Annotated in this window: 18 protein-coding genes and 1 tRNA gene; 4 read left to right on the forward strand and 15 right to left on the reverse strand. The window is 45.6% G+C overall.

Annotation, left to right across the window (positions count from 1 at the left end; all coding sequences use genetic code 11):
• Positions 1 to 15 precede the first annotated feature (15 nt).
• Positions 16 to 1,299: an MFS transporter gene (locus PEB0122_RS06300; protein ID WP_075870255.1), complete on the forward strand. Its 1,284-nt coding sequence runs from the start codon at positions 16 to 18 to the stop codon at positions 1,297 to 1,299.
• 95 nt (positions 1,300 to 1,394) lie between these two features.
• Here PEB0122_RS06300 and PEB0122_RS06305 read toward each other — a convergent pair whose 3' ends face one another.
• Positions 1,395 to 1,688, reverse strand: a complete 294-nt coding sequence (locus PEB0122_RS06305; protein ID WP_075870256.1) for a YggT family protein — start codon at positions 1,686 to 1,688, stop codon at positions 1,395 to 1,397.
• Between the two features lie 198 nt (positions 1,689 to 1,886).
• Complete coding sequence (locus PEB0122_RS06310; RefSeq protein WP_075870257.1) at positions 1,887 to 3,224, reverse strand: MFS transporter; 1,338 nt, start codon at positions 3,222 to 3,224, stop codon at positions 1,887 to 1,889.
• A gap of 112 nt (positions 3,225 to 3,336) precedes the next feature.
• Here PEB0122_RS06310 and PEB0122_RS06315 point away from each other — a divergent pair, with 112 nt between their 5' ends.
• Complete coding sequence (locus PEB0122_RS06315) at positions 3,337 to 3,549, forward strand: heavy-metal-associated domain-containing protein (protein ID WP_075870258.1); 213 nt, start codon at positions 3,337 to 3,339, stop codon at positions 3,547 to 3,549.
• A gap of 28 nt (positions 3,550 to 3,577) precedes the next feature.
• Here the strand turns inward: PEB0122_RS06315 and PEB0122_RS06320 are convergent, their stop codons facing one another.
• On the reverse strand, positions 3,578 to 3,997 hold the full coding sequence (locus PEB0122_RS06320) for a MerR family transcriptional regulator (protein ID WP_075870259.1): 420 nt from the start codon (positions 3,995 to 3,997) through the stop codon (positions 3,578 to 3,580).
• Between the two features lie 200 nt (positions 3,998 to 4,197).
• On the opposite strand from PEB0122_RS06320, the gene PEB0122_RS06325 reads away from it, so the two are divergent.
• Entirely contained in the window at positions 4,198 to 6,618 is a 2,421-nt protein-coding gene (locus PEB0122_RS06325) for a heavy metal translocating P-type ATPase (protein WP_225867806.1), read from the forward strand.
• 61 nt (positions 6,619 to 6,679) lie between these two features.
• Here PEB0122_RS06325 and PEB0122_RS06330 read toward each other — a convergent pair whose 3' ends face one another.
• The 12 genes from PEB0122_RS06330 to PEB0122_RS06390 form a co-directional block, all read right to left on the reverse strand.
• The gene (locus PEB0122_RS06330; RefSeq protein ID WP_075870260.1) at positions 6,680 to 7,234 is read right to left on the reverse strand and encodes an invasion associated locus B family protein; all 555 of its coding nucleotides are present in this window, start codon (positions 7,232 to 7,234) and stop codon (positions 6,680 to 6,682) included.
• Between the two features lie 105 nt (positions 7,235 to 7,339).
• Positions 7,340 to 7,870 carry an RNA pyrophosphohydrolase gene (locus PEB0122_RS06335; protein WP_075916141.1) on the reverse strand — a complete coding sequence of 177 codons (531 nt, stop codon included), beginning with the start codon at positions 7,868 to 7,870 and terminating at the stop codon, positions 7,340 to 7,342.
• 190 nt (positions 7,871 to 8,060) lie between these two features.
• Complete coding sequence (locus PEB0122_RS06340; protein ID WP_075870262.1) at positions 8,061 to 9,371, reverse strand: S41 family peptidase; 1,311 nt, start codon at positions 9,369 to 9,371, stop codon at positions 8,061 to 8,063.
• A complete protein-coding gene (locus PEB0122_RS06345; protein ID WP_083650241.1) occupies positions 9,361 to 10,626 on the reverse strand; it encodes a murein hydrolase activator EnvC family protein in 1,266 nt (421 codons plus the stop codon). Before PEB0122_RS06345 ends, PEB0122_RS06340 begins: the two co-directional genes overlap by 11 nt.
• Positions 10,627 to 10,725: 99 nt before the next feature.
• Positions 10,726 to 11,208, reverse strand: a complete 483-nt coding sequence (gene rlmH / locus PEB0122_RS06350) for a 23S rRNA (pseudouridine(1915)-N(3))-methyltransferase RlmH (RefSeq protein WP_075870263.1) — start codon at positions 11,206 to 11,208, stop codon at positions 10,726 to 10,728.
• Position 11,209: 1 nt separating this feature from the next.
• A complete protein-coding gene (gene rsfS, locus PEB0122_RS06355; RefSeq protein ID WP_225867819.1) occupies positions 11,210 to 11,572 on the reverse strand; it encodes a ribosome silencing factor in 363 nt (120 codons plus the stop codon).
• A 170-nt stretch (positions 11,573 to 11,742) separates the two neighbouring features.
• Positions 11,743 to 12,381 (reverse strand): nicotinate-nucleotide adenylyltransferase, encoded by a 639-nt coding sequence (locus PEB0122_RS06360; RefSeq protein WP_075916143.1) that lies wholly within the window; start codon positions 12,379 to 12,381, stop codon positions 11,743 to 11,745.
• Between the two features lie 26 nt (positions 12,382 to 12,407).
• Positions 12,408 to 13,667 carry a glutamate-5-semialdehyde dehydrogenase gene (locus PEB0122_RS06365; RefSeq protein ID WP_075916145.1) on the reverse strand — a complete coding sequence of 420 codons (1,260 nt, stop codon included), beginning with the start codon at positions 13,665 to 13,667 and terminating at the stop codon, positions 12,408 to 12,410.
• A 150-nt stretch (positions 13,668 to 13,817) separates the two neighbouring features.
• A complete protein-coding gene (proB, locus tag PEB0122_RS06370; RefSeq protein WP_075870265.1) occupies positions 13,818 to 14,942 on the reverse strand; it encodes a glutamate 5-kinase in 1,125 nt (374 codons plus the stop codon).
• A gap of 6 nt (positions 14,943 to 14,948) precedes the next feature.
• On the reverse strand, positions 14,949 to 15,971 hold the full coding sequence (gene obgE, locus PEB0122_RS06375) for a GTPase ObgE (RefSeq protein ID WP_075916147.1): 1,023 nt from the start codon (positions 15,969 to 15,971) through the stop codon (positions 14,949 to 14,951).
• Between the two features lie 448 nt (positions 15,972 to 16,419).
• Positions 16,420 to 17,142: an RlmE family RNA methyltransferase gene (locus PEB0122_RS06385; RefSeq protein ID WP_075870268.1), complete on the reverse strand. Its 723-nt coding sequence runs from the start codon at positions 17,140 to 17,142 to the stop codon at positions 16,420 to 16,422.
• A complete protein-coding gene (locus PEB0122_RS06390; RefSeq protein WP_083650243.1) occupies positions 17,139 to 18,557 on the reverse strand; it encodes a Ppx/GppA phosphatase family protein in 1,419 nt (472 codons plus the stop codon). Before PEB0122_RS06390 ends, PEB0122_RS06385 begins: the two co-directional genes overlap by 4 nt.
• Positions 18,558 to 18,876: 319 nt before the next feature.
• On the opposite strand from PEB0122_RS06390, the gene PEB0122_RS06395 reads away from it, so the two are divergent.
• A tRNA-Gln gene (locus PEB0122_RS06395) sits at positions 18,877 to 18,950 on the forward strand.
• The last annotated feature ends 275 nt before the right edge of the window (positions 18,951 to 19,225 follow it).

A 19,225-nucleotide genomic window follows, 5' to 3' on the forward strand; every position in this document is an offset into this window, starting at 1 on the left:
CGAGATTTTTGACGTATGGATGCAGCAATAAAAGCCCCTGAAAAAAAACACCATATCACCAAGGGTGATGTTGCTGCCGTTGCTATCGGTAATGCCGTCGAATTTTACGATTTTATCGTCTACACAACATTTGCAGTCATGATCGGAAAAACCTTTTTCCCGTCTGACAACGCCTTTTCCAGCCTCATTTTGTCGGTTTCAACATTCGGCATAGGTTTTATAGCCCGTCCGTTAGGTGCGATCCTTATCGGTACATATGCCGACAAAACCGGGCGTAAACCTGCAATGATCCTCACAATGTTGTTGATGGCAGTCGGTACTGCAGGCCTTATTCTCCTCCCCGGTTATGAGAAAATCGGAATTGCCGCGCCGATATTGCTGGTCGTTGCGAGATTGGCGCAAGGGCTTGCTTGGGGTGGAGAAGCAGGACCGGCGACAACATTCATCATGGAAGCCGCTCCACAAGGAAAACGCGCTTTTTATGCAAGCTGGCAGATTGTGGCACAGGGGGGTGCAGCAATAACCGCCGGTTTGATCGGCTATATTCTTAGTTTTTGTCTCAATCCCCAGCAACAGACCGATTGGGGGTGGCGGATCGCATTTGGTCTTGGACTTTGCATTTTACCGATTGCAATTTTGATGCGTCGTCATCTTGGCGAAACATTAAAGCTTGAAGACAAATCCGAAGATCACTCTACAAAGGGTTTATTGAAAGAGATATTCGAGCATCACAGCGCTTTGATTCTTATCGGGATATTTGTACTTTCAGGCAGTACCGTTACGCAATATTTTTTGAATTACACAACGACTTACGCCCTGACCGAGCTCCATTACGGCGAGAATTTTGCGATGCTTGCCACTTTTGTCGTCGGATTGGGTGTTGTGATTTTTGCGCTGATCGGCGGTTATTGTGCAGACCGGTTCGGACGGCGGATAACAATCGTTGTTCCACGCATCATATTGCTTGTTATCCTGTGGCCCGGACTTTATCTCGTCAACCAATTTAACAGTATTTGGGTGTTCTTCGGCGTTATTACAATTTTTACGGCCTTGCAGAACATTAGCGGCGCCGGAATTGTCATATTCTTATGCGAATGTTTCCCTAAAAGATTGCGGGCCACCGGATTTTCCATCTCTTATGCTTTGGGAATTTCCCTCTTCGGCGGAACAGCCCAAATCATTGTTACGTGGATTTTGGAGCTCACTGGAAATCCAGCTTCGCCCGCCTTCTACCTCATCTTCACCAATATTTTGTGTTTAGGGGCAGTATTTTTAAGCCGGAACAAAAAGGTCCACTAAGGGCAATAAAAACCGTCACAGAAATGAAGGATGCCGACCGCGTTCCTTACTATTTTCTTTGACTATTTTTTTAAATCGAAATGCGTCGTCCGGATTTAAAAAAAGACACCAAAATAGGCGCGCCACATAAAAATACGGATAAAATAGATAATCAGGAATACGACAATCGGCGAAATATCGATTGATCCGAGGTTTGGCAGAATACGTCGGATCGGCGCGAGCACCGGTTCGGTCGCCCGATAAAGAAAATTGCCGATTGCTGCAATGAGTGGATTGCGCGGATTTACAATGTTAAACGCATAAAGCCAGGAAAATACAGCCCCCGCAATGAGAATGAAAATATAGACACTAAAAACAAGATCTATCACAGATAGCAAAGCGAAAATCATTCTCTATTCCTTCGAAAGTCGACTAACAGCGAAATTGCCATTCAAACGTTTGATGGGCAAGGCTTTTTTAACAAGCGCTTAAAACTTATCATGAAAAATCACAAGCGCAGCAAAAGTTTGTGAATTCAATGCATATTCCGATCGGGGCATATTCCGATCGGGGCATATTCTGGTTAGGGCATATTCCGATCGCGGCAATCACAAATCCTTTGTTTCGAGCTCCTCTATCCCTATCGGCATTTGTTTCTTTTCTCCGAAAAAAATGAGGTAAAGCCCGACAAGGCTTGCAAGAAGAGAAATGATAATCAGATACCACATATGAAACATAGGAAAAACCGGTTGCATCAAATTGATTGCCCATGGCGTCAAGCCACCGAAAACGGCATAGGCAATATTATAAGAAAAAGACAATCCCGAAAACCTGACTGTGGCCGGAAAACTGCGAACAATCACATAAGCAACCGAACCGACATAACCGGCAAAAAAACCGAGAAAGGCCGAAAGCACGAAAAACACGCCCGTTGAATATCCTGCACAGTGATAAAAAACGTAAGAGATGACCGCAAAAACAATTCCCGAAAAGGTAAAAAACTTGCCACTGCCAAAACGGTCACAAAGAAATCCTGCAACCGGCGTTCCAAGAATAAGGAAAAAACTGGTAATCGAATTGGCAGCAAGAGTGACGTCACCTGAATAATAATAAGGCGCAGCTTTCATATAGTTCGGGGTGAGCAAGGTACTGATCATAATCGTTGCGGATAATGTCCATGTTAAAAGAACAGCAACGACAACACTTCCCAGATATTTCGTCAAAACCACTTTCAAAGGGATTTCTTTGGATAGAGCTTTTTTCCTTTTCAATTCTTTGAAAATTGGCGTTTCCTCCAGAAACCGCCGGAGCCAGACAGCAATCAGCCCGAAAATCCCGCCAATGATGAAGGCAACCCGCCAGCCCCAAAAATCGGTAACATTTTCAGGCCACGGCAAAACATTGTTATGAACAATGTGATTGATTGCAAACGCGATAAAAGAACCGATCAGAATGCCAAGGGACAAACCGGAGGTAAGAACGCCTGTAGACAACCCGACATGACGCTCGGGAACATGTTCGGCTACGAATGTCCACGCACCGGGAACTTCGCCGCCGACGGCTAACCCCTGCATCATCCGGCAGGCCAAAAGAATAAGCGGAGAAAGAATACCGAAATGGTTATAGGTCGGTACAAAAGCCATGCCCAAGGTTGCAAGCGACATCAAAAGGACCGAAAAAGTAAAAATACGCTTTCGTCCGAGTTTATCACCAAGATGTGCCATGACGACTCCCCCTATAGGGCGCATCAGATAACCGGCGGCAAATATGCCATAGGTCCATGTTGTGGCGAGCCAAGGCGACATTTCCGACGGGAGAACCGTATGAGAAATTTCGGCTGTAAAGAACACAAATATAATGAAGTCATAAAACTCGAGTGCTCCCCCCAGAGAGGCAAGTCCCAAAGTGCGTATGTCATCACCATTCAAATTACGTGCAGACTTCATCTTTTTCCTGTTTTGCGGGCTTTATGAAAATAAACTACTCCCCGCCCTTGACCTTACCCTATAGGAACCCCTCATATTATAGTAAATAGTCAATAGGCAAAGGAATATAAAAATGTCTGATCAAAACACAAGCTTGTTCAAGGTAGAGGATATGACATGCGGGCATTGTGTAAAAACAATCACCAACGCTATCAAAGAAAAATATCCGTCTGCCGATGTCAATATCGAACTCGACAAACATCTCGTCAAAGTCAAAGGTGTGGCCGACAAGGCAAGTTTGGCTGACATTATGAAGGAAGAGGGCTACACGCCTCAAGCCTTGTAAAAATCAACAGAATTCTCTCTTCAAGCTGTCATGCTTGAAGAGAGCTTATATCTGCGAGGCTTTCAATAACCTTGCATTCATGTATTTTATGGCCGCTGCATGGCTTTGTTATTCTCTCCAGCTCTTTTTCCAGAATTTTCAGGCGTGAAATTTTCATGCGCGTTTCTGCAAGTTGCTTTTGTGCAATCGTATCTGCTTCCCCGCATGGATCATCCGGATGTTTGGAAAGCGTTATAAGCTGGCGGATGGCTTCGATAGAAAAGCCGAGATTTCTAGCTCTTAAAATAAACAACAGACGCTTGTAATCAGCTTCGACATAACGGCGCTGATTTCCTTCTGTGCGCTCGGCCTCGTCCAGCAGGCCGATTTTCCCATAATAACGGATTGTTTCAATGTTACATCCGGTATGTTTTGAAAGTTCGCCGATTGAAAAATAGATTTTCTGCATTTTTTCTCTTGAACCTGTAGTTACTACAGGAATTATATAGTTATTCGACAATGAATTCCACCGTCGGAAATATCATTTTCGGGAATTTCAGTTCGCGGATTTCGAGAGTCAGATTTTCAAAAATGAAATTCGAGATTCTGCAATTTTGGTGTTGAAGTTTCCGTTACATGACTGGAAGCCCGAAAGAGGAGAAACGAGCCATGGCTGAAGTCGAAAAGAAAACCGTTCTACATGCTCATAATCATCAAATAAATAACGATAATGCCGCAAAACCTGTTGAACAGAGCCAAGACATTGTTTCCCATTCTCCAATGGAGACCGCACAAAGTAGCAATAAGGTCGAATCGGTGTCCGAAGATGAAAAAGAACATCGTCATGAACATCACTTAAATGCCGGACATCATCATGACGACCACCATGAACACACTCATGATCATTGCTGTGGCGGTCATTGCCACGATCATTCCCATGAAGATGATGATGAAGATGAAGAAATCGTCGATGACGACCCGCGGTTAGAAGCGGGAAACGATTCTTTATGGCGCGTTGAAGGCATGGATTGCGCAGCCTGTGCAAGAACGATTACCACCGCTTTGGAACGCATGTCCGGCGTGGAAAATGTTCATGTTTCTCTCACCAGAGAAAGACTGTCTTTAAAAGCGGATAAAAGCCGTGTGAGCCCCGAAGAGATAGAAAAAACAGTCGCATCGCTTGGTTATCGCCTTCACAAAATCGACAACGATCAACCTCGGGAACAACAAGAAGAAAAATCCTGGTATCAAACGCAAAAAGGCCAAGCGGCGATCTTTTCCGGCGTTCTCCTTGTTCTTGCATATGTTGCATCGGCTTTTTTACCAAATTTGTCGTTCTGGTTTTTTACAATTGCCGCACTCGCTGCACTTCTTCCGGTTGCAAAACGGGCGTTTGCTGCATTGAAAAATGGCAGCCCTTTTACGATTGAAATGCTGATGACAATTGCGGCTATCGGTGCCATTTTCATTAATGCGACACAGGAAGCAGCTGTCGTTGTTTTTCTCTTTTGTGTCGGCGAAGTGCTTGAGGGGGTTGCAACGGGTCATGCCCGTGCAGGCATCAAATCACTAAGCAAGCTTGCTCCTAAAACCGCTTGGAAAGAAGTAGACGGCAAGCTTGAAGAAGTCCCTGCCGACAGCCTTCGGATTTCAGATATTGTCCTTGCAAGACCGGGCGATCGTTTGCCAGCTGACGGCGTTGTTATCGAGGGAACCTCCGGTGTCGATGAATCGCCGATTACCGGTGAATCAATCCCCGTAACAAAAACAATCAACAGCAAGGTTTTTGCCGGTTCCATCAATAATGAATCGACATTGCGTATCCGTGTGGAAACAAAGCCTTCCGATAATACCATTGCACGCATCATTTCACTTGTCGAAGAAGCACAAGACGCGAAAGCGCCGACAGAACGGTTTATAGATGCTTTTTCTAAAATCTATATGCCGATTATCGTCGGTATCGCGATCCTCGTCGCCATCATCCCCCCTCTCTTCGATGGGCAATGGAGAGAATGGACCTATCGCGGATTGGCGCTTTTATTGATCGGCTGTCCTTGTGCTCTTGTTATTTCTGTTCCGGCTGCAATTGCATCCGGACTTTCGACCGGCACCCGTCATGGTCTTCTTGTCAAGGGTGGGAACGTAGTCGAGACTTTATCGAAGGTTGATTGTATAACATTCGATAAAACCGGCACTTTGACCAAGGGCGCACCAGTTGTCACAGATGTTGTTGCAACCGAATATTCTGAAAATGAATTATTGCAACTTGCCGTTGCTCTGGAACGGGAATCTAGCCACCCGCTTGCTGTTGCGATCATCACTGAAAGCGGAAAACGTAAAATAGAAGCAGTTTCGGTAAAAGATGTCAAAGCCGTTGCCGGTAAAGGTATTATTGCCGAGTGGAAAGGTAAACCGGTTTTTATCGGAGCCCCAAGATTTTCAAGCGATTACGGAATTATCGGCCAAACATTACAAAAAAGTGCTGAAAAATTCGAAAGCGAAGGAAAGACGGTCGTCGTTGTTCATCATGATGGTAAGGCAATCGGCGTTATTGCAATGCGTGACGAGCCTAGGGATGATGCTTTTGAAGCTTTAGAAGAACTCCGCCAGTTAAACATTGAAGCCGTTATGCTGACCGGTGACAATAAACAGACCGGAGAAGCCATTGCAAGAAAACTGGGTATTGCCGTCAAAGCCGAATTGATGCCGGGCATGAAAGTGGAAGCAATCAATGAACTTGGCAAAAATCATATTGTTGCTATGGTGGGCGATGGTATCAATGACGCACCGGCACTTGCAGCCGCGAATGTGGGCATTGCTATGGGCTCGGGAACCGATGTGGCGTTGGAAACAGCCGATGCAGCCATATTGCGCAACCGTGTGAGCGATATACCGACACTTATTACGCTTGCCCGAACAACAATGTTGAATATCAAGGAAAATGTCGCCATAGCGCTCGGCTTGAAATTGATTTTTCTTTTAACAACAATTTTCGGCATTACAGGACTTTGGCTTGCTGTTATGGCCGATACCGGAGCAACTGTTCTGGTTACACTTAATGCATTAAGGCTTTTATTATTCAAAAAATAAAATGGCTCTTTCGAGCCATTTTTCCAAATCAAACTAATCAGACGATTATGCAGTCGACGGATTATTTTTTAAGTGCATTCAAGCGATCAAGAGCCGAACCGAAGCCATCAAGTTGCACAAAGAGATTATCCAGCGGCTGTTCATTATTACCGGCCGAAGTTGCTTTGACATTGAGTTGTTTACCAGCGCGTAAGGCTTGAGTTGACGTTTTGTCAAAGGCAACAGGAACAATGCAACCGACAGGCATACAGGTACGAACGCCTGTTTCAATAACCGCCTTGGTATCATCAACCTGAAGCTTTACCGGTTTGGAAACCAGAATGCCGAAAGGCACAACAATAACACCGGAAACATCCCCGTTATTATTTGTCGAAACATTCATGCTGATGACCGGCTGGTTCTGGTTGTTAACTTCCTGGCGAAGCAGAGCACAAGCTTTTTCACCGTTCTGTATGGCACAATTGACCGTCCATAGCCCATAGGTTTCAGTAAGCGACGAAGCACCATTCGGCAACGTTGCGGCATTGGGTCTGCCGCCCTTATCATTAGCGGCGACGGCTGATAAAGTAGAACAAAGTAATCCAGCCACAAAAAAAGAACTGAGCAAACGTTTCATATTAAAATTCTTTCTGGAAGTATTTCCCCGATATTTGAAATTCAAACACAACGTATAAAGGAACTGATGCGTTGAAACCAGAAAAATTTCATTCGTTTGACTGTATCAAGCAATAATATGCCGGAACTCGGCAACAACCTTTTCGTAAACAGCTTGTTTAAACGGCACGACCATCATCGGAAGAGCTTCCAGATCCACCCACTTCCACTGATCGAATTCTGCAGTATTGTTTGCCGGAGGCGGATTGATCGCAATTTCTTTGTCATCACCTGTAAAGCGGAATGCAAACCATTTTTGTGTTTGCCCGCGGTATTTGCCCTTCAACGCAATGCCGACAAGTTCCTCAGGCAAATCGTATGTAAGCCACCCCCCTGTTTCCGCAATTAATTCTATCGAACGGACACCGGTTTCTTCATAAAGTTCTCGTTTTGCCGCTTCGATAGGGTGTTCACCCTTGTCAATTCCCCCTTGTGGCATTTGCCATATTTTGGAAGCACCTTTGAGCTCGCTTAAACGGTTTGTAATTCGCCGTCCGGCCCATACTTGATTGTCTTTATTAAACAAGGCAATTCCAACGCACTTACGGTAAGGCAAATCTGTCTTGTTTTTTTGTTTATCTATATCGTTTTTTGTCATCTTTTATTACCAAATGTATTGCCATCCGAAATCATATCAAGATTCTATAACGCTTTGATTAAGCCCGCCACCCTTAAGTTATATTTTAAAAATCGGAACCTTTGGCTTCCGGTTTTCTCTTTCCATGGGTAAAACTCCAAAGCCCTATTTCGATAAACAAAAAGCGCGTTGAACGCGCTTTTTATTTAGTTCAATTAGGAACGCCTTTTTGCGGGTTCGGAGGAAAGGCAGCATTTGCCATTTCACCACGCAACAATTTATAGGCTTCATTAAGCTGGATATCGTCTTTCGGGTCCTTCGGAACAAAGGCGGCAGAGCCGGATCCCTTATCATCTTCCTGATTGCCCTTGATATGACCTTTCAACTCGGATTCGCCCAAATTGACGTCATAGCCTTTGTACTCGTCCGGTAATGGCTGATCTACCTTGATATCGGGTGTAATCCCCTTGCCCTGGATTGAAGAACCCGAAGGTGTGTAATAAAGCGCTGTCGTCAGACGCAAAGCGCCGTTATCTCCAAGCGGAATAATTGTTTGTACCGAGCCTTTGCCAAAAGATTGCGTGCCAAGAATCGTTGCACGGCGATGATCCTGCAAGGCGCCAGCGACGATTTCGGAAGCACTGGCCGACCCGCCATTGATGAGAACAATCAACGGCTTGCCATTGGATATGTCGCCCGGTTTTGCGTCAAAGCGCATGACTTCTGCCTGATCACGTCCACGCGTTGAAACAATTTCACCTTTATCAAGGAATGCATCCGATACACTGACAGCCTGATCCAGTAATCCACCCGGATTCAAACGCAGATCAAGGACATATCCTTTAAGCTTATCTGCCGGAATCTTCGACTGGATGTCTTTAATAGCTGCCTGCAAGTCATCATAAGTTTGTTCAGTAAACTGGATGAGACGTAAATAACCGATATCACCCTCGACACGATATTTGACGGCCTTGACTTTGATAATATCGCGAACGACAGTGATTTCGAGTGGTTTATCAACACCGTTACGGATAATTGTCAGTTTGATCGGCTTGCCGACTTCGCCGCGCATTTTGCTGACAGCATCATTCAAGGTCTGACCACGCACCTGTTCGCCATCAATTTTGGATATCAGATCACCAGCGAGAACGCCAGCTTTGGAAGCAGGCGTATCCTCCATTGGCGAAACAACCTTGATAAGGTCATTTTCCATTGTCACTTCAATACCCAATCCACCAAACTCGCCTTTGGTGGAAACCCGCATATCCTTTGCCTCTTCGGCATTCATGTAGGATGAATGCGGATCAAGCGAGGTCAACATACCGTTGATAGCATTTTCAATCAGTTTTTTATCATCAGGCACTGTCACATATTGTGCCCGCACGCGTTCAAAAACATCACCAAAAATGGCAAGCTGCTTATAAGTGTCACCATCACTATTTGCTGCAAAAGATTGCATCATGATCATTGAACTTGCGCCCAATAATGCTCCGGCAGCCAAAACAGTCAATTTACGAATCATTCTGGTTCCTTCCCGACTTACCAGCTACCCACCACGGTGCCGGACTTACAGGTTTACCTTGTTTTCTGAACTCAATGTAAAGCATCGGAGTGCTTTTGCCTATATCCAAAGAAGCCGCACTAGCAATTTGTTGAATACCCATTGTACCAACCGGCTCACCTGAAAGCAAAAATTGGCCCTGGGTTACATTGATCTTGTCCATTCCGGCAAGCAATATATGATAATTCTGTCCTGTATCAAGGATTACTAACTCGCCATATGAACGAAATAGTCCGGCATAGGCAACCACTCCATCAGCGGGGGCTGTTACAATTGCTCCCGGTAGCGTTTCAACTGTATCACCAAGGGCTGCACCGTTATTGGCTCCGAATTTCTGAACGATCTTGCCCGCTGCCGGTAAAACAAGGCTACCTTTTTTCGCCTCGAAATCAAGATTTTGAAGAAGCCCCGCATTTTCGCTTGTAATGCCGGTGCTTGCAGTTTGCTGGCGCGATTGCCGCTCGAGTTCGGCAATCAGATCTTCAAGAGATTTTGCTTTTTCGGATAGTTCCGCGATATTTTTTCTTTGTGTGGTCAGTTCGCTTTCGGAAGTTTTTTGCAATTTTGCTTTTTCTTCAAGCAACAGGCTCAATCGTTTTTGTTGTTCAGCCTGTGACTGAACCTGATTTTTCATTTCTTCATGTTCGGTTTTTATTGAATTTTCAACCGCGGTCAGGTCTTTCAAGCTTGCCGAAAGTGCCAATGTTTTCTCGCGCATTTCCGGCACAAGCGTTCCCAAAAGTGCTGCACTGCGGACAGATTTTAACGCGTCATCCGGCTCGACAAGAATAGCCGGAGGCGGATTAAGTCCCATTCGTTCAAGAGCTGCAAGGACTTCAGCAAATTCGCTCTTTCGGCTATCGAGATTCTGCTTTACTTTCGACTTTTCATCAAGAAGGTCTTTTAACTTGTTCTCGCTTGAAGCAATTTTTTCGGAAGCTTCCCGTTCGTTCTTTGCGGCTTTAACAATTTCGGCTGTCAATGTTCGTTGATCTTTTTTCAAATTATCAACCTGACCTGCCAATTCAGCCATTTTCTGTCGTGAAATCGTCATTGTCTGGCGAATATCTTCGAGTGCTTTGGCTGCCGCCTGTCTATTTCCGTTTTCATCACCGAAAGCAGGGAAGCTCGAATAGATCAAAGCACAAATCGTCACAGCTCCCGCAAATATATGCGAGATAAACTTTGCATCATGTCTGATGACAAAACTTACCATTTTTCCTGTTGAAGCCGTTTGACGTTTAAAACACAGTTTTAAACAGTTTCCCCCTAAGATCGGGTTAACAAACGCGTTTTTAATATTTTCAGAACGCCGTCACACGCGATGATAGGGATGACCACTCAAAATCGTTGCTGCGCGATAAAGCTGTTCGCTAAGCAAAATTCGTGCAATCTGGTGAGGCCATGTCATTGCACCGAATGACAGTAACAAATCGGCCCGTTTACGGACCTTTTCACAATGTCCGTCGGGACCACCCAAAGCAATAGTCAGATGTTTGCTGCTCTCGTCGCGAAATTTCTGCAACATTCGTGCGAAATGAACCGATGTTACCGATTTTCCGCGTTCGTCGAGAACAATAAGACGGCTCCCCTCTTGCAAGGTGTCGAGAAGTTTCTCACCCTCGTCTTCCATCCTCTGGTCGGCATTTTGTAACCGGCTTTCGACAATTTCATGAACATTTTGAAAGCTCAGCCCCAAGGAAGGTGCCAATTTTGAAAACCGGTCGAAATAACGGCTGACAAGTTCCTGCTCGGGGCCTTTTTTCATACGTCCAACGGCAAATACCGAAATCTGCACGTCAATTTTCTCCGACCCTGAAAGCAATACCGTTATTGTTGTTCGCCGTTCCCCACATCTTTTCGAGATTATAAAATTCCCGTGTTTCCGGCCGGAACAAGTGAACAATAATATCGCCGAGATCAATCAGCACCCAATCACACTCGCTCAAGCCTTCCACCCTGGTTTGACCTTTATTACAGTCTTTAAGGGCATAGAGAAGATGGTCAGCCAATGCCGAAACATGGCGCTGCGAACTGCCCGAAGCAATCACCATATAGTCGGCTAATGGGGAACGCCCGCGAAGGTCAATCGTGATAACATCCTGCGCCTTTGAATCATCAAGGCTCGAAAGAACGCACTGCAAATTATTCTCGACAATCAAACCGGCATGATCGTCCGCTAAATTTTGTTGAAGGGCAGCGTCTTTGCCGATTTTATGCTTCTTTGATGTCTCTATAGTTTTTTTCAGATTATTCACCTTTCAACCCGATATAAATTCTTGTTTTAACACCCGTTTCTTTATTATGATGGTTACAGACTTACCGATTTTTTTCAAGAAAAATCGGCATGTTTCCTGTTTTCGGTTGCTTTCACGTTCACGCACTCCTTTGCGTTTTTCTGCCTCAAGCCCGTGGAAGACGCGTAAGAGCGTCGGCCGTGGATATATCCCCATGCAGGAGGTTTTTTATAAGGCAATGCAGCAACATTATATTCTTTAACACGGAATTTCCGGAATGTTTCCGCCATAGGTGAAAAAAGTGCCGACATTGAAGCTGACGGGCGGTCAATAATAGCGATCGGGATGGTATTGACGATTTTTTTCCATTCCTGCCATTGATGAAATGTCGCAAGACTATCGGCCCCCATGACCCAAACGAAGCGGATATTTCGATGGTGAGCGAGTAAATAGGAAAGCGTTGTAATTGACGTATAGGATTTGATTGTTTGTTCAAAGCCGGTAATTTTTATTCGCGGATCGTCAACGAGTTCGGCACTTAAACGCATTCTTTCATGAAGCGGCAAAAGTCCGCTTCTGTCTTTCAGAAGGTTGCCCGGGGTTACCATCCACCATATTTCATCAAGTTTCAATCGACGAAGAGCAATTTTGGCAACCAGCAGATGCCCTTCATGAGGCGGGTTGAACGACCCGCCAAAAAGGCCTATCCGATTGCCGTTTTCGCAATGCGGCATTTTGTTTTCATATCGGAAAACGTCATTCAAGGACGTATCTGCCCGTTACCGTTGACATGATATTGAAATGTCGTCAATTGTTCGACACCGATCGGGCCACGAGCATGCATTTTGCCCGTAGCAATGCCGATTTCACCTCCGAAACCGAATTCTCCACCATCCGCAAATTGTGTCGACGCATTGTGCATAAGAATGGCTGAATCGAGACTTCTGAAAAAGAGGTCGACCGCCTTTTTATCTTCGGCAATAATCGATTCTGTGTGGTGGGAAGAATAACGATTGATGTGATCGATTGCGCCCTCTACACCATCGACTGTCTTTATCGATACAATGGCGTCAAGATATTCGGTCGACCAGTCGGCTTCGGTGGCAAGCTTGGCACCCGGAATTTTATCGACAAGATCTTCACTGGCACGAATTTCACAACCGGCTTGTTGAAGTGCAATAAGAACCGGAATGATCTTATCGGCAATTGCTTGGTCAACAAGAATAGTTTCCACCGCACCGCATATCCCCGTGCGTCGCAATTTGGCATTGATAATTATCTTTTTTGCCATGTCGAGATCGGCGGATTTATCAACATAGATATGGCACAAACCTTCAAGGTGGGAGAAAACGGGAACACGTGCTTCCTTTTGCACACGCGCTACTAAACTTTTGCCGCCTCTTGGAACAATAACGTCGATATTGCCATCAAGGCCGGTGAGCAATTCACCCACCGCATCACGATCAACTGTGTCGACAAACTGGATAGACTGTTCCGGCAAACCGGCAAACTTCAAGCCTTCAACCATTGCTTCGTGAATCGCTTTTGACGACAGAAAACTATCGGAGCCACCGCGAAGAATAACAGCATTGCCAGCTTTTAGACATAAGGCGCCTGCATCGGCAGTCACATTGGGCCGGCTTTCATAAATGACACCTATAACGCCAAGCGGCGTGCGAACGCGCTGGATTTGTAATCCGTTCGGGCGTTTCCATTCACTCATAATTTCGCCTACGGGGTCAGGAAGACCAGCAATTGTATGAACGGCATCGGCTATCGATGAAATTCGTTTTTCATCAAGCAACAGACGGTCAACAAGAGCAGCACTCATACCATTCTTTTTGGCTTTCTCTATATCTTTGGCATTGGCCGACAATATATCATCTTTACGCTCGCGAATATTTTTGGCGATCGCTTTAAGCGTTTGTGTCTTCTTAAGCGAGGGGGCAAGCGCCAATGTCCGGGCAGCCAAACGGGCATCTTTTCCCATTTTCAAAAGATTGTCGTGCAAACCAGCCATGAAACATTTTCCTTTTAAACCACCACGTGCCGGCAGTTAGCCACATCGCATCCGATAACTCAATATATATTATAACTCTACCGACCGCTAAGCTTAAGGAACGATATTTATAACGCAAGCATAACAAAAATTATCGATAATAAATGATGGTTAACTCCGCAAAACCATGTCATTGCGATGGACCATTGCAGATCTTGGTTCATAGCCCAAAACAGCTTCGATCTCGGAATTTTTCAAACCGATAATACGATCAGCCTCATCCCTATCATAGCTGACCATTCCCCTTGCGATTTCGATGTTATCCTTGTCAACAATCGCCACAGTATCACCATGGTGAAAATCGCCATCAAGGGCAACAACACCGGCTGCAAGAAGAGATTTTCCTCTTTTCAATGCGCGCACTGCCCCCTCGTCTATCGTCAATGTGCCTGATGGATCAAGCTGACCGGATATCCACGCTTTCCAAGCACTTACAGGCTTTTCGCTCGCTGCAAAAAAGCTTGCCCTTTCACCTTGATCAATAGCGGCCAACGGGTGGAGGCGCTTACCCGACGTTATAATCATTGCCGTTCCGGATTGATTGGCAATTTTGCCTGCTTCAAGCTTTGTTTTCATTCCCCCACGCGATAATTCGGAAGCGGCAAGACCCGCCATTTTTTCAATAGCGGGATTGATCGACCGGATATAGGGGATGAATACCGAATGATCGTCAAGATGCGGCGGTGCAGAATAAAGGCCATCAATATCGGATAACAGAATAAGGAGATCTGCTCCCATCATTGTTGCAACGCGTGCTGCCAGACGATCATTATCGCCATAACGGATTTCACCGGTTGCAACCGTATCGTTCTCGTTAATGACAGGAACTGCACCAAAATGAAGTAACGTGTTGATTGTTGCCCTTGCATTGAGATAATGGCGGCGCTCTTCTGTATCAACAAGTGTCAGCAGAATTTGTCCGGTCATTACGCCATGTTTTAACAATTGGGCTCCATAGGCTTTGGCAAGTTCGATCTGTCCGATTGCCGCACACGCCTGACTTTGCTCAAGTTTGAGAGAACCCGACGGTAGTTTCAAGAGCGTGCGTCCCAAGGCAATAGCACCGGATGATACCAGAAGCACCTCCACGCCTTTTTTCTCCAATGCAGCGACATCATTAATCAGGCTTTCAAGCCATTCAACTTTAAGACCGTGTTTGCGATCAACAAGGAGAGCCGAGCCGATTTTGACAACAATACGTTTATATTGATCAAGCTTTTTTAATTCCTGCACCATGAATGCCTATTCTCCGGCTTCCTTTGCCGCTTTCTCTTTGCGACTTTCGTCAATATTTCGAGCAATCGAACGCAAAGTCGCCTCTATTCCTGCGTGCGTAACTGCTGACAAAAGATGGACTTTTTTCCCTGATATTTGTTCCAGTTGTTTTTGCTTTTCCTGCTTTTTTTCTTCGTCAAGAATATCAATCTGGCTTAAAGCAATGATTTCCGGTTTTTCAGAAAGCCCGTGACCATAGGCTTCCAATTCGTCACGGATGATCTGATAAGCTTTCGCTACATCTTCTTCCTGTGCAGAAACAAGATGCAAAAGAACCTGACAGCGTTCGACATGACCTAAAAACCGGTCGCCAATGCCAACGCCTTCATGGGCACCTTCTATAAGACCGGGGATGTCGGCAAGTACGAATTCACGCCCGTCAATACGAACCACGCCAAGATGGGGATGCAATGTGGTAAACGGATAATCGGCAATTTTAGGTTTTGCGGCTGTAACAGACGCAAGAAAAGTGGATTTTCCGGCATTCGGAAGGCCGACAAGTCCGCAATCGGCAATCAACTTCAAACGCAACCAGATTGTGCGCTCGATCCCTTCAAGTCCGGGATTGGCTCGACGGGGCGCGCGATTGGTCGACGTGGTAAAATGCAGATTGCCAAAACCTCCATTTCCGCCCTTTGCCAGACAAAATTTTTGCCCCGCCTCTGTCAAGTCACAGATAAGCGTTTCGTTGTCTTCTTCAAAAATTTGGGTACCAACCGGTACTCTCAATACGACATCCGCCCCTTTGGCACCCGTCATATTGCGCCCCATACCATGCGTACCGGTTTTGGCTTTGAAATGTTGCTGATAGCGGTAATCAATCAACGTATTCAAACTGTCGACCGCAACAGCCCAGACATCACCGCCGCGACCACCGTCACCGCCATCGGGCCCGCCGAATTCGAGAAACTTCTCGTGCCGGAAGGAAACTGCACCTGCCCCGCCATCTCCGGAACGGATATAGACTTTCGCCTGATCGAGAAATTTCATTTTTTATACTCTTCGTTGGTCTTTGCCTCTCTCATAGCGCAAAGTTCCGGACAAGGCTATAGAGATGGAAAGCGAAATAGTTTTACTGATTTTTAGCCCGATATTTAAAAAAGCAGCTTTGATAATGACACAAACTCTCGTTGGAAAGCTCGACTTTTTCGCGAAAATCATCCAACCAGCCGATAGATACGCTTTCGAACTTCAAACATATCCTGAAGAGCAAATATTCATCGTCTCCTCAACGGATTTCCAACCAGCCTCCGTCTTGGACACGAATTTAACGAACAGTCCGAAATTGCGACGTTCTCTTGTCATGGCATGTGCTTTTATCGGTCACAAGTTTTTCAGCACATTCGATTTTCAGATTTTCGGCCCGAACTATAAAAACTATTATCAATCATACGGTTTTGTTAGGCGAAGTAACAACACCAGCCCCCATTAGCCCTGTTCAAGCGTTTTTACCCTTGAAATCATAGGCCAACAAATAAAGCTCGACCGATTCCGCCCGACTTGCCGGAGGCTTGACGTGGTAAATCTTTTTGAAATTCTGCTTCAATATTGTCAGCAATTCATTTTCCGCGCCGCCCTGAAAGGTTTTGGCAAGAAAATGCCCGCCCGGTTTCAAGACCGATACGGCAAAATCGGCAGCCACTTCGCAAAGATGGATCGTTCTGATATGATCGGTTTGCTTGTGACCGATTGTCGGCGCAGCCATGTCGGAAATTACGAGATCGGGCTTGGCTCCAAGAGCGTCCATCAGCTTTTCGGGTGCATCATCATCAAGAAAGTCCATTTCCAGCATTGTTACACCCGGCAAGGGATCCATATGAAGATAATCTATGCCAACGACAGAAGGATGGTCATTTGTAGAGCCAACAATTTTTGCCGCTACCTGACACCAGCCACCAGGGGCTGCACCAAGATCAATAATCTTCTGTCCTTTTTTTAAGAGATGATAGCGTTCATTGATTTCGATAAGCTTGTAAGCTGCACGGGAACGATATCCGTCTATTTTTGATTGATGCACATAAGGATCGTTGAGATGACGCTCAAGCCATCTGCGCGATGACGCCTTGATCGTTCCGGCTTTCTTTTTTACCCTTGTGTGGAGTTCATGAGTGCCTGCACCGCCTCTTCCACCAGCATGTGTTCCTGTTTTTTTTGTTGTCATAAACGCTCACTTTCACGATTTTTCGGCAGACCGAAACGTGCATTCATATGACGACGTTTTCTCCATGCACCATCACGTGACATCAATTCCGTCAATATCCCTTCCCGCAAACCACGATCAGCCACCCTCAACCGTTCGGACGGCCACTCTTCTCTTATGACATCAAGAATAGCGCAGCCGGCAAGCACCAGATCAGCCCTGTCCTGCCCGATACACGGGTTGGCAATACGTTCTTCAAGATTCCATGAGAGCAAACGTTTGGTCATGCTTTCGACATCATCATTGTTAAGCCAAATTCCGTCAATCAAACGACGGTCATATTTGGCAAGTTCCAAATGAATGCCGGCGAGCGTTGTGACCGTCCCCGAAGTGCCCAGCAAATGGAAATGCGGACTTTTTGCCAATGCTCCAAGTTTCTTGCGCCCCTCGAAATGCATCAACAAATGACGGACATAATCCTTCATTTTTTCAAAAACATCGGCCGTCACATTTTCACCGCCAAAACGCTCGGCCAAAGTAATGACACCAACGGGTAACGACGTCCATGCAATAATATGTTCAGCAAGCCGTGGAGAGCGTTTTTTCGACCGGTCGATCAATACGATTTCTGACGACCCGCCCCCTATATCGAAGACAACTATAGCATCGGTATCATCTTCAACCAGTGTGCCACAGCCTGCAACCGCAAGACGTGCTTCTGTCTCGCGATCGATAATTTCAAGATCAATACCGGTTTCCCGTGCAGCCCGTTCAATAAAACGTTGACCGTTTTCTGCAGACCGGCAAGCTTCTGTTGCAATAAGCCGGCACCGTTTGATCTTTCTTTGATCAAGTTTTAGACGACAAACCTTGAGAGCCTCGATTGCCCGCTCCATCGCATTTTCGTTCAGACGCCCCGTACGCCCCAATCCTTCCCCCAGACGCACAATGCGCGAAAATGCATCGACAACGTGAAAATGACCTGGTTTAGTCGGCGCGGCTATCAACAAACGGCAATTATTTGTTCCCAAATCAAGTGCTGCATAAAGTGGCACTTTTTTCCAATAGCTATGAATTGGATGTCCATGCCTTTTGAACTCGTCCGTGGAGCTTTCCTTTTCAACACTTTTTGGCCTCGTTCTATTATCGTCGGAGATTGTTAAAACCGGCGTTTTACGCGAACGTTTTTTATTGCAACGGGATTTTTCAGGTCCAGCAGCTGCAGTCTGTTCGCCAGACGCGCGCAACTTCCCGTTCTGGCGCCTTTTGGCGCGCTTTTTCCTGAATGGGGGAACAGCTAAAGACCCTGTTAAAGGCGGTTCTCCGCCGCCATTTTCATGCCTTTCCAAGCGTTCATGCACACTTTTTGCATCATTTCCGCCCGGCTTCCCCCGCTCCGACCCTTCCGGATTGTCGATCAACGGAGTCATCATCATCTTTCCTTAAAAGCGCCATGGGGACATTTCCTCACAATGGACACTTCATTACCTATCGTTGTTTCTAATGTAACAGCGTTGACGGTTTTTACCAATAGCTGGAACCAAGCTTCTTCATTTTTTTGAAAAAAGCTTAAAAGTTAAAACGAAATCTTATCGAACGTTAAGCCGGAAATGCGATGCGACAGTCGAAATTTTTTGTCGGGAATTCAGCCAACAGATTGAACGCACTATGACAGGATTATTTTCTCAAGTTTAGGCTTGTATATTGAAATGGATATGCTAAAAGCCATGCTGTTCTCGCAAAAAGCAGAAATGCTGGGGAATAGTTTAACGGTAGAACTGCGGACTCTGACTCCGTCAGTCCTGGTTCGAATCCAGGTTCCCCAGCCAATTTATCTCCTTGAAAAGATTATATAATTTACTTTCTGATTTTTTTGTGGTGAAAAAGTTAGACACTTTTTTCAGCAGCAGGTAGACAAGTTTTTATGCTGATCACTCACTTCTCGGGCCAATTATCTAATTTACCAGCCTTTTTTGATCAGTTTGCGCGATTCGAATAGTGCTGAGCCATTGCCACAGTTTTGCACTGTATGACATCCAGCATAGTCTGTTTCCATTCCAGTGCACTAGTGTACCGATTCAATCCCGCCTAAACCTTTTTATTA

It is taken from the genome of Ditibartonella apis, assembly GCF_001952075.1.
Taxonomy (GTDB): domain Bacteria; phylum Pseudomonadota; class Alphaproteobacteria; order Rhizobiales; family Rhizobiaceae; genus Bartonella; species Bartonella apis.

Excerpts from the sequence above, each read along its gene's own strand:
- PEB0122_RS06325 (WP_225867806.1), top strand. The coding sequence starts at position 4,198 with ATGGCTGAAGTCGAAAAGAAAACCGTTCTACATGCTCATAATCATCAA.
- PEB0122_RS06330 (WP_075870260.1), bottom strand. The coding sequence starts at position 7,234 with ATGAAACGTTTGCTCAGTTCTTTTTTTGTGGCTGGATTACTTTGTTCT.
- PEB0122_RS06305 (WP_075870256.1), bottom strand. The coding sequence starts at position 1,688 with ATGATTTTCGCTTTGCTATCTGTGATAGATCTTGTTTTTAGTGTCTAT.
- PEB0122_RS06315 (WP_075870258.1), top strand. The coding sequence starts at position 3,337 with ATGTCTGATCAAAACACAAGCTTGTTCAAGGTAGAGGATATGACATGC.
- PEB0122_RS06390 (WP_083650243.1), bottom strand. The coding sequence starts at position 18,557 with ATGATGATGACTCCGTTGATCGACAATCCGGAAGGGTCGGAGCGGGGG.
- PEB0122_RS06365 (WP_075916145.1), bottom strand. The coding sequence starts at position 13,667 with ATGGCTGGTTTGCACGACAATCTTTTGAAAATGGGAAAAGATGCCCGT.
- PEB0122_RS06345 (WP_083650241.1), bottom strand. The coding sequence starts at position 10,626 with ATGGTAAGTTTTGTCATCAGACATGATGCAAAGTTTATCTCGCATATA.
- PEB0122_RS06360 (WP_075916143.1), bottom strand. The coding sequence starts at position 12,381 with ATGCCGCATTGCGAAAACGGCAATCGGATAGGCCTTTTTGGCGGGTCG.
- PEB0122_RS06300 (WP_075870255.1), top strand. The coding sequence starts at position 16 with ATGGATGCAGCAATAAAAGCCCCTGAAAAAAAACACCATATCACCAAG.
- PEB0122_RS06385 (WP_075870268.1), bottom strand. The coding sequence starts at position 17,142 with ATGACAACAAAAAAAACAGGAACACATGCTGGTGGAAGAGGCGGTGCA.
- PEB0122_RS06340 (WP_075870262.1), bottom strand. The coding sequence starts at position 9,371 with ATGATTCGTAAATTGACTGTTTTGGCTGCCGGAGCATTATTGGGCGCA.
- obgE (WP_075916147.1), bottom strand. The coding sequence starts at position 15,971 with ATGAAATTTCTCGATCAGGCGAAAGTCTATATCCGTTCCGGAGATGGC.
- PEB0122_RS06320 (WP_075870259.1), bottom strand. The coding sequence starts at position 3,997 with ATGCAGAAAATCTATTTTTCAATCGGCGAACTTTCAAAACATACCGGA.
- PEB0122_RS06335 (WP_075916141.1), bottom strand. The coding sequence starts at position 7,870 with ATGACAAAAAACGATATAGATAAACAAAAAAACAAGACAGATTTGCCT.
- proB (WP_075870265.1), bottom strand. The coding sequence starts at position 14,942 with ATGGTGCAGGAATTAAAAAAGCTTGATCAATATAAACGTATTGTTGTC.
- PEB0122_RS06310 (WP_075870257.1), bottom strand. The coding sequence starts at position 3,224 with ATGAAGTCTGCACGTAATTTGAATGGTGATGACATACGCACTTTGGGA.